Raw genomic sequence first — 14167 nt, 5'->3', positions numbered from 1 at the left:
GAGTAATGCTGAAGCAACCTTCCGAACCAAGGTGTGCCTATGCGACTGACAAAAGGGGGCGAAGCGAGACTAAAACCGTGTTCCTAGTTTGAAGGTCAAGCCAACCAGTCCGTAGTCTTCTTCGTCGTCGCGAACCGAAGTGTAATAAAGACTTTCAACGCCTGTGCGGAAGTACCATTCGCGGACACACGTCGCATGTGAGAGCTCCAACCCGAGCCCCAGTTCGGTGATGCCGAACGTTTTCAAATCGTCTTCCTGCTCTTCGCGACCGAATTGAAACGATTGGCGAGCCGAACCATAGATGCTCAGCCAATCGCGAAGTTCGCTTCGCAGGTCGATACCAAATACCGGGCCGTAGGTATCTTTGAAGATGCGCGGGTTCGGTGTCGTCAGCGAAGCCCAGCGCCCCCCCAGGCTGATCTCGCCGAGCCAATTGTTGTTCAGGGCGAATCGACCGGCGTACTCCAAGTCGGCATGCTGAATGAGAAGTTGTCCTGGTCCGTTATCGTCGGCAACACCAAACTCGAAGTAGCGTGCTCGAATCGAGCGGCCGTGATCGTTCATGAAACCGAGCGTGAACCGCGAAGCATCGCTGGTGGTGTTGGTGCCGTCGTCGCCGTCGGTGTCGTACCACTTCAAGAGCAAGATCTCGGCGTCGCCGTAGAAGCCTGGGGTTGGACGCAGCCATAGATCGGAAGGGCAGCAAACCGTCGGGCAGGGGGCATACGGATCGGGCTGCAGGGCGTCTTGGTAGGTCAAGTCAGGCACCGGCGGCAACGCTTGGGGTGTCTCCAGCGAAGTGGTTGACGTTTTGGCTTCGGCGTCTTCGAATGCTTTCAGCCGTGCCTCAAGCTCTGAGATCCGTTGATCGATGTACCTGGCTTCCGAGATCGAACGTAATTCGTCGGGATGAAAGTCTTGGCCAAGTGTGAGGCTGCTGCTGAGCAGACAGCCAACAATCGGAATGATCCAAGTTGCCTTGTTCATGAGATTCACTTCCCTGCGCGAGTTGAGCATGACGCGACGACCGCTTCCTACGGCCGTGATGGTTTTCGCATCTACAGCTTGATTTCGACCACTGCTAGCAGCATTCTTCAGCCGGTCGAAAGGGGGAAGGACAATGCCCACAGTCGGCAGAAACCGCACAACGCTGGACCTCGATATGCCTGATACAAGACCATCGACTGGGTGCCAGACGAAATGATCAGGCCAAGATTGCGGCCTACCGGACAAAGACGGCGACTAACACAAATCAGCAGCGAGCGGCGAAAAAGGGCTCAATCTGGTGGTGATTCAAGACAAAAAGATCAGGAAATGTCCCGTTGATTGCGCAAAAGGATATGGATAGACCACCAAGGTGGAGGCTATCCTTGAAGCTGATTGTGTTTTTGTTGATTAGGTTGAATAGGTAATTTCCTATTCGCTTTGTTGAGCCTGCCTGGATTTTGCCCCCAATGAAGTATCGCTACTTGCTTAGTTGGTGCCTGCTCGCCATCTTCTCTGTCGCTGTGATGGCCGAAGCGCCGCAGCAAACGTCCCGCCACGATGAAGGTCTTCGCCGCCATCCGGTCGAGGTCTTTGCGATCACCAATGCCAAGGTCGTGACCGAACCAGGTGCCGAGCCGGTGGCGACCACGATTGTGGTTCGCAACTCCAAGATCGTGGCGATGGGCAAAGACGCTCAAATTCCGCCCGAAGCGGATGTGGTCGATTTGGAAGGGAAGTTCATTTATCCCGGCTTCATCGATAGCTACGGCGAAGTCTCGTTCGATGCCTCGAATCAGCGTCCGCCATCTTCTTATTGGAATTCCAATATCCGATCCGATTTCAGCGTCAGTTCGGCGATCAAAAGCTCGGATTTGGCTGCGAACGATTATCGCAAGCAAGGGTTCGTCGCTCGTTTGATCGCACCGCAAGATGGCATCCTCCGCGGACAAAGTGCGATCTACTCGCTGGATGAGGGGGACGTGCAATATCGCCAACTGCGCGATGGTTTTGCCCTGGCCGGTCAGTTGACGCTCAATCGCCGCGGTCCGCGGGGCAGCTATCCGAATTCCCCCATGGGTGCCGTCGCGCTGGCCCGCCAGGCGTTCTACGATGCCGGCTGGTATCGCGATGCGCAGAAGGCTTCCGAGAAAGATGCTTCGCTGCTGTTGCCCGAAACCAACATCACCCTCGACGCAATGAAGCCGTACCTGGAGGGCGACTTACCTGTAATGCTGGAGACAAGCGACGAGCAGTTCGCTACCCGGGCGGATATCTTTGCCCGCGAGTTCGGTCTCGACTTGATCGTGATTGGCAGCGGTCGTGAGTATCGTCGCTTGGATGACATTGCCGCGATGAAGCGAACCTTCGTGGTGCCGGTCAACTTCCCGAAAGCCCCAAATGTGGCCACACCGGAAGCGGCTTCTTCGACGACGTTACTTTCACTGATGCACTGGGATCATGCTCCGGAGAACCTGGCGCGTCTGTCGGAGAAAGATGTCGAGATCTTGCTAACCGCCCATCGGTTGGATTCGGTTTCGCAGTTCCTTAAAAACCTGAGCACCGCGGTCGAACGTGGCTTTGATGCGGACGCCGCCCTCGCAGCCATGACGACCGTTCCGGCCAAACGCCTGGGAATCGCCGATCAGCTCGGCACGATTGAATCGGGCAAGCTGGCCAGCTTTGTGGTCACCTCGAAGCCGCTGTTCGAGAAGGGCTCAGACGTGGTCGAGACCTGGGTGAACGGCAAGCGGTACGAACATGAGAACCCGGCTCCTGAGCAGCTGGCAGCCGATTGGAAAATCGAAATTCAGAGCCCGCCAAAAGATGCTTCGAGTGTAATTCTGATGAACTTGACCGGTCCGAAGAACATGAAGGGAACGATTCGACCCGCCGAAACGACCCCGAAGTTCAAGGAAAAGGTTGAGCTGAAGTCGCTGAAGTACGAAGAAGGACGCATCGTCGGACAGTTCATTGCCGACAAGTTTGGTCCGCGTGGTGTGGCGACGTTGTCGATCACCTTCCAGGAAGATGAAGACTCGATGCTCGGAACGCTGCGTTGGCCAGACGGAACGGTCTCGCCCGTAACGATGACCGCATCGGGCATGGAAGAAGAAAAGGAAGAGAAGCAGGAAGAAGCGGACGACAAGGAAGACGAGAAAAAAGACGAAGACCAAAAGGACGACAAAAAGCCACAACTGGCCAGCTTCCCAGTTCAATATCCGTTGGGTTCGTTCGGCACGGTGACTCCTCCGGCGGACGCGGGCCTGGTGGCTTTCAAGGGAGCGACCATCTGGACTTGTGGCGAGCAAGGCATTCTCAAGAACGCAACGGTCTTGATTGAAGATGGCAAGATCAAAGCGGTTGGTACCGACCTGGAAGTGCCCGACGACGCAACGGTGGTCGATGCTTCCGGTCTGCATATCTCGCCCGGTTTGATCGACTGTCACTCGCACATCGCCACCGACGGCGGTATCAACGAAAGTGGTCAGGCCATCACGGCTGAAGTTCGGATTGGTGACTTCATCGATGCGGACGATATCGATATCTACTGGCAACTTGCCGGCGGTTTGACGTCATCCAACATCTTGCATGGTTCAGCCAACCCAATCGGTGGTCAGAACCAGGTGATCAAAATGCGTTGGGGCTTGTCGGCCGAACAGCTCAAGTTCCAAGGGGCCCCGCAGGGGATCAAGTTTGCCTTGGGTGAAAACGTCAAACAAAGCAACTGGGGCGATGACTACACCAGTCGCTACCCGCAAACGCGCATGGGGGTCGAACAGATCTTCCGCGACGAGTTCCGCGAAGCTCAAGAGTATCGCGCCGCCCAGAAAGCTTATTCTGAGTCGAAGCAAGGCTTGCCGCCACGCAAAGATTTGGAACTGGAAGCGGTGGCTGAGATTCTGGAAGGTTCCCGCTGGGTCCATTGCCATAGCTATCGCCAGGACGAAATCTTGGCACTGATCCGCGTGCTCGATCAGTTCGACGTTCAGATCGGATCGTTCCAGCACATCTTGGAAGGCTATAAAGTGGCCGACGCGATGGCCAAGCATGGAGCGACCGGTTCTTCTTTCTCCGACTGGTGGGCTTACAAGTTCGAGGTGAAGGATTCGATTCCTTACAACGGTGCGATCATGCACAATCAAGGAATCGTCGTCTCATTCAACTCCGACGACGGTGAGATGGGACGTCGCATGAATCAGGAAGCTGCCAAGGCCGTGAAGTACGGTGACGTCAGCCCTGAGGAAGCGCTGAAGTTCGTCACGCTCAATGCGGCCATTCAGCTGCGAATTGAGGACCGCGTCGGCTCGATTGAAGTGGGCAAAGACGCCGACTTGGCGATTTGGAATGCTTCGCCCCTGTCGAACTTCGCCGTCTGCCAGCAAACTTGGATCGACGGTCGCAAGTACTTCGATCGCGAAGATGCCGAAGCAGGCAAAGCGAAGTTCGCCGACATGAAGAACACGTTGATCCAAAAGATCCTCGATTCGCGGGCACCGATGATGAAGCCAGGCGAGCACGCAGAAGATCCTTCCGACTTGTGGCCCCGTTGCGACGAATTCTGTCACGCACATGGTGATCATGGGCACGAACATGAGCACGAGCATCACTAGGCGTTATCGCCCGGTGACATCGGACTCTATTTCGTAGCTTCATTCATCTTGTTTTCAGTGAGTTCACATTATGGTTTTTAAGTTCAATATTACGTCGCTGGTTCTCTTGTTGTCGGTAGCCTGCGTGGCTTCTGCCTCCGATCAAATCCCTGGCAAGATGCCGGAAGGTCCTGTGGCGATCGTCGGAGCGACCCTTCATCCGGTCTCAGGGGATGTGATCGAAAAAGGGACAATCTTGTTCGAGGACGGCAAAATCACCGCGATCGGCGAGAAGGTCAAAGTTCCCAAAAAGGCCGAAGTGATTAAAGCCGACGGCAAGCACGTTTACCCTGGTTTGTTCGAGCCGTACACACGCATTGGTCTGACCGAATACGCAGCCGTGCGGGCCAGTAACGACTACCGCGAAACCGGGATGATGAATCCTAACGTGAAAGCAAACGTCGCCGTGAATCCCGATAGTGAGATCATCCCGGTTACGCGATCGAACGGCGTGCTGCTGGCCTTGTCGGCCCCGGCTGGCGGACTGCTGGCAGGGCAGGGGGCGGTGATGCAGTTGGACGGGTGGACATACGAAGACATGACCGTGAAGCCGCGAGCCGTGATGGCGGCGGCCATGCGGGGCGATGGCGATCGTGACCGCTTGGAAGCGTTCTTTGACGAAGCACGCCAATATGCCGCCGCTAAAAAGGCAGGCGTCGAGATCGCTCATGATATGCGGCTAGAGGCCATGGACGCGGTCTTGGCTGGCGAGCAGCCGATCGTGATTGAAGTCGACCAGTGGGAAGACATCGTCCGGGCGGTGACCTTCGCTGAAAAGCAGAAGGTGAAGTTGATCGTTTTGGGCGGTTACGACGCACCAAAGTGTGCCGATGTGCTAAAGCGAGCTGATGTGCCGGTGATCATCTCGGCCGTTCATCGTACACCGCGCAGCCCTGACGAACCTTACGACGGTGCCTACACGCTGGCCAAAGAGCTGAAAGAGAAGGGGATCAAGTTCTGTATCTCCGGTTACGACCGAGCTGCAACTTGGAATTCCCGCAATCTGCCCTACCACGCCGCGACCGCCGCCGCGTTTGGCTTGAGTAAGGAAGACGCAATTCGTTCAATCACTCTTTCGCCCGCCGAAATCCTGGGTGTCGCCGATCGTGTCGGTAGCTTGGAAGTGGGTAAAGATGCCACGCTGATCCTCTGTGATGGCGATCCGATGGAAGCTGCCACCGACACCGAGCAGGCCTGGATCGGTGGTAAACCTGTCGATCTGAACAACAGCCAGAAGATGCTGTACGAAAAGTATCAGCGGAAGTACGAGTAAGCCGCGTTCTTTGGTGCGGTGATCAACCAGCCAACATGCGTCGGATGGGAGAACCTCTTGCGCATGGATTGGGTTGCCTTCTTGTTAAGATTTGCCACGCTTCGCCTAAATCTCTGGCAGCGTGGCTTGCAGCATTTCGAGCGATGTCTACAAACGGCTTTCAACCAGATTTCTGACCTGGGTTGTTGTTTCCAACTACGCGTCGAAACCTCGTAATGAGAGCCTGCGTTCGATGATCTCTTGCCGCCTATGGATCGTGTTGGGACTGGTCAGCGTTGGACTTGGATCCAATTCTGTCGATGCTGCCGACCGCTTGGAAGTTGTTCGGTACGTCGATCTCTGGAAGGATTCACCTGCTCGAATCCCGGACGCCGCTGGGGTGACGTACGTGCCAGAACGCGGCCGATTGTTAATTACCGACTCCGAAATCAGCGAGTACGCGGGCGCCAAAGATCCGAAATCTGGCCAGACGGTTTTTCAAGGGCATAACCTGTTCGAGGTCTCGTTAGATGCTTCGCACGTGACGCGCCGGTGGTTGATTACGCCACCTGGTGCGAAGGAAACCGAACCGGTCGGAGTTGCTTGGGACGTGAAGAGGAAGCTGCTATTCGTATCGAACGACGATACCAAGCAGTTATACGTCTACGACGATCTTTCCTCTCGCAAGCTCGATCAGCCGACTGCTTCGATCTCGACCAACATCGAAGGTGCCTACAGCGATCCGGAAGGAACGGCGGTCGATCCGATTTCTGGCGACATCTTGGTGGTGTCCGGCACAAAAGAAGAGAAGGTGCTGCGGTTTCGATGGGATGAGGCAGCTAAGAAGCTGAGTTTCGTTTCACAGTTCTCAGTTGCGGAACACGTTCATGACCCTGAGGGTATCGCCGTGCAGCCTGAAAGTGGCCACATCTTTCTGGTGAGCGATCAATCGATCGGCGAGTTCACTGGCGAAGGGAAGTTTGTTCACAGCTATCTCTTGTCTGAGATTGCCGGGTGGAGTCCCAACTACCGCTTGCCAGGGGGCGGAACATTCGCGCCGAGTTCCGATCCGAACGATGCTCGCGATGCGTTATCGCTGTACGTCACATGCCGCGGAATCGACAACGGCCAGTTTCCCAGCATGAATAGTTTAGATGGCGGCCTGGTGGAACTGCGATTGATTCGTGAACACGGTGACGAGGGAACGCTGCGTGTTCCGGCGGAGTATGCGACGATTCAAGCGGCGATCGATGCGGCAAACGATGGCGATACGATTCTGGTCGAGCCAGGCACGTTCCATGGTTCGATTGACTTCGGTCAGAAGTTGGTCCACCTGGTCTCGCGGCAATATCTGGCGGGCGATCAAAGCTTCATCGCGAAGACCATTCTTGATGGGCAAGGTGGGGACTTCCTGATTCAAGTTCCGCGAATTGAATCACAGCCCGAAGCGACTCGCTTGATTCAAGGCTTCACACTGCAGAATGCGGATGACGGAATTACTTCGACGGGGCGATTCGATCTGCTGCACTGCCGCGTAACCAACACGACCGACGGGATCGACTACGAGGGAGGTGGCGGCACGGTTCGTTATTGCCTGTTCGACCACAACCGTGACGATGCGATCGACTTAGACGGTAACACGGCCGCGCTGATTGAACTGAATCAGTTGAGCGACAACCAGGACGACGGAATCGAGATTCGCTTGGAACCGTACGACAAACCAGAATTATTGGAAACAGTGATTCGCAATAATCGAATTGCTAATTGTGGTGAAGATGGCATCCAACTGATTGGCTACGACGTTCCCACAACGCGTAAGCTGGTGATCGAAAAGAATGTGATCGTCGGTTGTCGCATGGCCGGCATCGGGATGATGTCGGGGCATAACACGCGCGAAGACTACGAAGCAGCACCATTGCCAGAGCCGATTATCATTCGACAAAACACCATGGTCGATAACGAAATCCATGTTTCTGGCGGACAGCAAACGTTGATCATGAACAATGTTTTTGTCGGTGCTCGACAGATCGCGATCAAAGCTCAAGCCGATTCGCTGGTGGTTAGCCACAATCTGTTTTGGCAAAACAAAGACGACGTGTCCGATACGATCGCTCCTGTCAAATCACTTCATGTCGATCCGGAACTAAACGCTAAGACAATGCAACCGACAGGCGAAAGTCCCGTCCGCGATGCGGGAAGTTTGAAGGTGTCTTGGGCTGAGGATAGTGTGTTCGGTTTGCCTCGGCAGGAGATCTATGGTGCAGCCCCTGATCTTGGGGCGTTGGAGTTGCCGGAGTGGCAGCAAAAAACGTGGGAAGCAGTTCCCTAGCTGGCGTGTCCTGGATTGCCAGTGCCCCTCGCGGACGGAACAATGGTCAGATGCCGTCCGGTTCATTGTGACCATTCGTGCCGCAATGGACCGGCGATCAAGATGGCGAGGAATTGAAGCCTCGTCATTTTCGCAATGATGACCCTAACTTTGTTCTTCCATCAGGAGCGAGCCCATGACGAAAGAAGCAAGCACCCAACATCCAGTTCACGATCTGATTGCCAAACGCTGGAGTCCCTATGCGTTTGCCGATCGAGCGGTGTCGAACGACGATTTGTGTGGCGTGTTGGAAGCGGCTCGTTGGGCACCTTCTTCTTATAACGAACAGCCGTGGTCTTACATTGTGGCGACGAAGGATTCGCCCGAAGAGTTCGAAAAGGTGTTGTCTTGCCTGGTTGAAGGGAATCAGGGCTGGGCAAAGGCTGCCCCTGTTTTGATGCTGGGCTGCATTAACACGCAATTCAAGCGGAACGGAAATCCAAACGCCGCCGCCGAGCACGACCTGGGACTGGCCTCGGCCAATCTCTCGTTGGAAGCAACGCATCGTGGGCTATCGGTCCACCAGATGATTGGTATTCTGCCCAGTAAAGCGAAGACCGTATTCCAGCTTCCTGACGGGGTGATCGCTAAGACAGGCCTGGCATTGGGTTACGTCGCGGATCCGTCGACTCTACCGGATGGAATCAAAGAACGGGACTTGGCTCCGCGCGAGCGGAAGTCGCTGAGCGAGTTTGTCTTCACCGGCAAGTGGGGTGAAGCCTCGCCCTCGGTAAAGTAGGCCGTCGCCATGCTTCCTGCTATTCCCGATCGCTGGCAGCAGCGACTAGAAGCTTACCTGGCAGAAATCAGTTCGGAGCCGCGTACTCGGCTGAGCGCCTCCGACTTCCAGCACTCGGTTTCCATTCGGTTCGCCGATGGCTCGTATGCGTTGTTTCGTCATGCGTTTTATCTGACATCGGACGAACTGGGTGAGATCGTCGTCTTCACCGAGCACTGCGGCTACCACGTTTTTCCTCGCTACGATACGGAAGTCGAACTGCTGAAGTCGGTGTGCGTGGAACGCCCGCTGAAATGAGGTGTCGAGAAGTGGGACGAGGTGAGTGAATGCAGATCCGCGTGGCAAGTTACCTGGCGGCGAGTGACTTATTGCAGCGCGAACCGGGCCGATGGGATGCGCTGGTGATTTTGGACCGCGACGCCGAGCTCAATCCGTTTGTTGTCAAGCAAACGACGCGGCATTGCGTTCTAAGGTTCGACGACATCGAGCGTTCAACCGTAGGAAAACAATTGGTGACCAGAGATGTGCTCGCCGCGGCGTTACGATTTGCGGATGAGAGTGACCGACTTTTGGTAACCTGCCGAGCGGGGCAAAGCCGCAGCGTGGCGACAGCGTACTTGATTGCTTGTCAAAGGCTGGGCACGACAGACGCCCTTGGTATGCTCGATCCGAAGCGTCACGTGCCGAACCGACATGTGGTGGAAGTGGGGGCATCGTTGTTGTCTGCGGACGACGCTGCCGAAGCGTTTTCTTGCTGGCAGCGGCAGTTTTCCCATGTTCGCTTGGCTGACTACTATGATGCCATCGAGGGAGAAATCGACGCCTTAGAATCGGCCGGTATCGTTAATCAAATTTCGGTGGACTGAGAAATGGTATTTGGTCTGCCGAAAGGTTAACCTAGCGTCACGCGCTTCATCATTCTTGCAGGCAAAGGCCAACGGGGAGGCAACGTGGCGGAAGCGGAGCAGTTGTTAGAGAGGATTGAAGAAGGGATCGTTACGCATGGCGGCGATCTGGGAGGTTGGACCCGTCTGCATGATGGTCAGCTTCAATTGTTCGACGGAAGGGTGACGCTGACGGCGGAAGTCTACTCGCAAGAGCCTGCTGATAGTGGCGTCGCGCACTGCCACGTCTTCACGCAACTTCATGAGTACGACGACGAAGTGCTCGACGCGTGCATCTTCGGCATGGCCGAAGATCTGGAAGGAGCATTAGGGCAAGCGGCTGGTCTGTGGATTTCTGGCGTGGCAGGGCCAATTCGGTCGTTTCTCGATAACAAGCCAGTTTGCATGACCTGTCAGGCAGGCGTGGAAGGTGGCGATTTCTCAGCGGGTTATGCCCCCGGCGATTACGGTTTAACGGGCCTTCGCGCGTACGTCGGGCCGTCGATTGCGCGTGGCTTTGACGATAGCGAACTGCACGCCAAGCTCGACGATTCGAAGCCTTGGTTTCAATATGCCGCCGAATCGGCAGCACCACGTCGTGTTCATTTGGCCAAGGCGACCATCCTTTCGCAGGACAGCCCAATGTGGACCCGCGAGTTGGAAATCGACGGGCACGAAGTGGCGCATCACGATCCACACTGGCCGGCCGGTGTCGCGACATCGCAGCCTGGCTACATGACGCGCTTTGCCGTGTTCGAGTTTCCCCGCAACTCGGTCGAGGTCACGCGACGGGCTCAGCTTGATCGCACCATCGAACACTTCGCCCAGCATTTCCCCGGGTGCGAGTCGGTCGATAAACTGATGGACAGTATGCTTGAAGACGGCTTCGATGCTGATATGGTCCACGAAGCGGAATCGATCGCCACGATTGCTTTCGGGCGAATCTTTTTTCAAGGACGCGATATCCAGTATTCTCCTCATGTGATTCGAGCTCGCCGTAGCGGAAAGGTCGAGACGGAAGTCCCGCTGATGGCAATCCCTGCGTACAATCGTGGTTTGGCAATTGGCACGGCGGCACGCGAAAAGATGTCGGAGGAAGATTTTCAAACGCTTTGTTTGCATAACGCCGAATCGCAAGCGTTGCTGCAGGCAATCGAGTCAGGCGTAGCCGTCGAAGATTTGCCTAAGATTCGGCTCTATCCGAGCGTCGTTCCCGAACGGAACGTAAGTCAGCAAACGATGGACGCGGCCATGGCGATTTTGAACGGGATGGTTGAAAAGAATCGACCACCCAAACGGAAAAAGCCATGGTGGAAGTTCTGGTAGTGGGCGACTAATTTCGCGGTAAGCCAGAAAGAAAGATTAGGCGAATTGAGAACCATGGATGCGTCGCCCCGCCGTGGTGTCACAATTGCCGTCGAATCGTGTTTTTCTCGCGAAAGCCCGGTCGTCGGGAGGGAATGCCGCTACTAAGATGCAGGGAAACGATCCCGCTCTCCGCACTTCCTTGCACCCTGGCAAACGGAACGTGCTGCTACTTACCGAAGAGAACACTTAGATGCTGAAGTCGATTTCCGCCCCTCTGATTGTCTTGCTACTTACTTCGTGGACGTTGGCTGCCGAGCCCAACAAGTACCTCAAACAGGCTCACGAAGTCACCGAGCATATCAACGATACGTTCTTCGATCCGGCAAGCGGCGTTTATCGTAAGTATGCGGATAAACCGAAGCTCGATTACGTGTGGCTGCAAAGTGTGGCGTTTGCCAACCTGGTCGCAGCAGCGCGGAACGAACCGGAAGTGTACGGCCCGCAACTTGAGAAGTACTTCACCGCGCTCGATGGTTACTGGGACGACAAGGTCGAGATTCCTGGCTACGAAGCCGCCCCAACGCAAGGGAACGGTAGCGATAAGTATTACGACGACAATGCATGGATGGCGATCACCTTGATCGAAGCGTACGAAACGAACGAGAAGCCTGCCTACTTGAAGCGGGCCGATGAGACGCTCGACTTCGTACTCAGCGGCTGGGACGATGAAATCGGCGGCGGGATCTGGTGGCATCAAAACCATAAGGACGGCACGAAGAATACCTGTGCCAACGGCCCGTCGGCTGTTGCCTGTTTGCAGTTGGCCAAATTTCAGAAGGAAGATTCGGCCGAACTTGTTGATTGGGCCAAGAAGATTGTCGACTGGACGTGCAACGCGTTGCAGGACGACGACGGACTATTCGACGATCGCGTGGTGGTAAAGACGGGCGAGATCAAACGGGGCAAGCTAACCTACAACACCGCTCTGATCATTCGTGCCCAGCTTGGTTTGTACCGAGCAACTGGCGATGAAAAATATTTGGAACAGGCGAAGCGGTTGGGCAAAGCTTCTGATTGGTTTCTTGATGCCCAGACAGGTGTTTACCGCGATGCGTTGCGTTACGCCCACTTCATGGTCGAAGCAGATTTGGAACTGTATCGGACGACGAAAGAGCCGTATCTGCTCGATCGAGCCCGTCGCAATGTGGATGCGTGGTACCAGGATTGGAACGCCGACAAACCGAACGACATGATGACCAACGCCTGTCTCGGCCGCGCGCTGTGGCTGATGGGAGAAGCGGAAAGTGAGCAAGGTCAAGCGTTCTGGAATCATTCCGACGAACTTGGAATGAAAGAATAGTCGGCGATCCACTTCGCCGCGTCATATCGATTCAGGCTGCTTCGCTCGGAAGCAGCCTGCCGTCTGACCGATTCGCCTTCTTGGTTGAAAATTCTTGAACGACGGACGGTGTAGGAGTAGACTCCAGCCGATGTCTCGATACATCGGATCCTGCCTGAAAGTCGTCTCTCGAGAACCTACCGATGCGAATGCTTGCCTTCCTTTTCGCTGTAACTGCCGGAATCGCGGCGAATGCCTGGTCTGCCGAAAGGTCTCCGTCGGCATGGCAGCCGTACTCTCCCCGCGATGAAATTCGACCTGCTTTTCACGTCGATCCGCAAGGTGGTCTCGATGGCCAACCGGGCTATGTGATCGAGCACGATCAGCGTGATGCGTTGGATGGGGCATGGATGCGGGAAATTGCGATCGAGGGAGGGAAGTTCTACCAGCTTTCGGCCGCGGCCAATTTGAAAGAGGTGCAAAAGCCGCGACGTCAGGTATATGCCGAGGTATGGTTCACTGGCGATAACAACCAAGTGGTGCGATATGAGAACGGCGATCAGTCGCGACCTTATTTCGCAGCGGAAGCTGACACCGATGCGGCAGGCTGGACGCATTTCGAGGGAAAGTTTCCTGCCCCAAAACCAGCCACCAAAGCGGTTATCAAACTTCACCTCCGCTGGGCGCCGGAAAGTCGCGTGATCTGGAGCGAGGCAACACTCCGTGAGGTCGAACCACCCCAGCCGCGCAAGGTGCGCCTGGCGTCGATCAACTACCAGCCGCGAGGTAGCCGCTCGGCGATCGAGAGCCTTGATCAATGCGAGCCGCACATCGCCAAGGCAGCAGCACAAAAAGCAGACTTGGCGGTGCTCGGCGAAGTGCTGACGACGGTCGGCAACGTGGAATCATTCGAGGAAGTTGCCGAGCCAATTCCTGGGCCGACAACGAAGCGTCTGGGGGAACTTGCCAAAAAGTATCAGATGTACCTAGTGACTTCGATCCACGAAAAAGCTGACTACAAGATCTACAACACGGCAATTCTGGTGGGGCCGGATGGCGAGTTGGTCGGCACCTACCGCAAAGTGTGTCTGGCCCGAGATGAGTACCGCAAAGGAATCGCCGCCGGGGATAGCTTTCCGGTCTTCGATACACCGATCGGGAAGATTGGCATGATGATCTGCTTCGATGTCCACATGCCGGAAGTCGGTCGCGGACTGGCTGCCAACGGGGCAGAAATTGTCGCGATGCCGATCATGGGTGGCGATCCCAATCTGGCGAAAGCGCGCTGTATCGAAAACCAGTTTTACCTGGTCACCTCTTCCTACAGCATCCAGGACGATTGGATGCAATCGGGCGTCTGGAACCTCGCCGGAGAGTTACTCGTACGAGCCACCGAGAAAGACACGGTCGTCCTCGCCGAAATCGACTTGACTGAACCCTACCGCTGGCGAGCCAACATGGGCCAATTCCGCCCCCGACTTCGTCACGAGCGGCCAGGGAATATCTTGCCAGAGTGAATTGCTGAAATCCCAAACGTTGCTTCGCTCGGTTTGATCGCCTGATCTACGTTTGTCTTCGTCGTTGATTTGTGGCGAAAGGTTTTTGCCGGTTAGCCCAAGAAGCTCGACGCACAAGCGAAT

The 14167-nt window shown here is 55.6% G+C and carries 10 protein-coding genes; 9 read left to right on the top strand and 1 reads right to left on the bottom strand.

Going from position 1 to position 14167, the window contains the following annotated elements:
• Positions 1-69: 69 nt before the first annotated feature.
• On the bottom strand, positions 70-987 hold the full coding sequence (locus C5Y83_RS15965; RefSeq protein ID WP_146117795.1) for a hypothetical protein: 918 nt from the start codon (positions 985-987) through the stop codon (positions 70-72).
• A 467-nt stretch (positions 988-1454) separates the two neighbouring features.
• Between C5Y83_RS15965 and C5Y83_RS15960 the strand changes: the two genes are divergently transcribed.
• From C5Y83_RS15960 to C5Y83_RS15920, 9 genes are all read left to right on the top strand, one after another.
• A complete protein-coding gene (locus C5Y83_RS15960; protein WP_105330704.1) occupies positions 1455-4598 on the top strand; it encodes an amidohydrolase family protein in 3144 nt (1047 codons plus the stop codon).
• Positions 4599-4722: 124 nt separating this feature from the next.
• Positions 4723-5910 carry an amidohydrolase family protein gene (locus tag C5Y83_RS15955; RefSeq protein WP_233207244.1) on the top strand — a complete coding sequence of 396 codons (1188 nt, stop codon included), beginning with the start codon at positions 4723-4725 and terminating at the stop codon, positions 5908-5910.
• A 232-nt stretch (positions 5911-6142) separates the two neighbouring features.
• A complete protein-coding gene (locus tag C5Y83_RS15950; RefSeq protein WP_105330702.1) occupies positions 6143-8218 on the top strand; it encodes a right-handed parallel beta-helix repeat-containing protein in 2076 nt (691 codons plus the stop codon).
• A gap of 175 nt (positions 8219-8393) precedes the next feature.
• On the top strand, positions 8394-8996 hold the full coding sequence (locus tag C5Y83_RS15945) for a nitroreductase family protein (RefSeq protein WP_105330701.1): 603 nt from the start codon (positions 8394-8396) through the stop codon (positions 8994-8996).
• A gap of 9 nt (positions 8997-9005) precedes the next feature.
• Positions 9006-9293, top strand: coding sequence for a hypothetical protein (locus C5Y83_RS15940; protein ID WP_105330700.1), 288 nt, complete (start codon positions 9006-9008; stop codon positions 9291-9293).
• 29 nt (positions 9294-9322) lie between these two features.
• Entirely contained in the window at positions 9323-9862 is a 540-nt protein-coding gene (locus tag C5Y83_RS15935; protein WP_105330699.1) for a dual specificity protein phosphatase family protein, read from the top strand.
• 84 nt (positions 9863-9946) lie between these two features.
• Positions 9947-11206 carry a DUF6348 family protein gene (locus tag C5Y83_RS15930; RefSeq protein WP_105330698.1) on the top strand — a complete coding sequence of 420 codons (1260 nt, stop codon included), beginning with the start codon at positions 9947-9949 and terminating at the stop codon, positions 11204-11206.
• A gap of 232 nt (positions 11207-11438) precedes the next feature.
• Positions 11439-12548, top strand: coding sequence for a glycoside hydrolase family 76 protein (locus C5Y83_RS15925; protein WP_105330697.1), 1110 nt, complete (start codon positions 11439-11441; stop codon positions 12546-12548).
• 182 nt (positions 12549-12730) lie between these two features.
• Positions 12731-14044: a carbon-nitrogen hydrolase family protein gene (locus tag C5Y83_RS15920; protein WP_105330696.1), complete on the top strand. Its 1314-nt coding sequence runs from the start codon at positions 12731-12733 to the stop codon at positions 14042-14044.
• Positions 14045-14167: the final 123 nt, after the last annotated feature.

Source organism: Blastopirellula marina, from assembly GCF_002967765.1.
GTDB lineage: Bacteria > Planctomycetota > Planctomycetia > Pirellulales > Pirellulaceae > Bremerella > Bremerella marina_A.
The sequence above is the reverse complement of the archived record's forward strand: the minus strand, read 5'-3'. Positions and strand labels throughout refer to the sequence as shown.

Excerpts from the sequence above, each read along its gene's own strand:
- C5Y83_RS15965 (WP_146117795.1), bottom strand. The coding sequence starts at position 987 with ATGAACAAGGCAACTTGGATCATTCCGATTGTTGGCTGTCTGCTCAGC.
- C5Y83_RS15960 (WP_105330704.1), top strand. The coding sequence starts at position 1,455 with ATGAAGTATCGCTACTTGCTTAGTTGGTGCCTGCTCGCCATCTTCTCT.
- C5Y83_RS15950 (WP_105330702.1), top strand. The coding sequence starts at position 6,143 with ATGATCTCTTGCCGCCTATGGATCGTGTTGGGACTGGTCAGCGTTGGA.
- C5Y83_RS15945 (WP_105330701.1), top strand. The coding sequence starts at position 8,394 with ATGACGAAAGAAGCAAGCACCCAACATCCAGTTCACGATCTGATTGCC.
- C5Y83_RS15940 (WP_105330700.1), top strand. The coding sequence starts at position 9,006 with ATGCTTCCTGCTATTCCCGATCGCTGGCAGCAGCGACTAGAAGCTTAC.
- C5Y83_RS15935 (WP_105330699.1), top strand. The coding sequence starts at position 9,323 with ATGCAGATCCGCGTGGCAAGTTACCTGGCGGCGAGTGACTTATTGCAG.
- C5Y83_RS15925 (WP_105330697.1), top strand. The coding sequence starts at position 11,439 with ATGCTGAAGTCGATTTCCGCCCCTCTGATTGTCTTGCTACTTACTTCG.
- C5Y83_RS15920 (WP_105330696.1), top strand. The coding sequence starts at position 12,731 with ATGCGAATGCTTGCCTTCCTTTTCGCTGTAACTGCCGGAATCGCGGCG.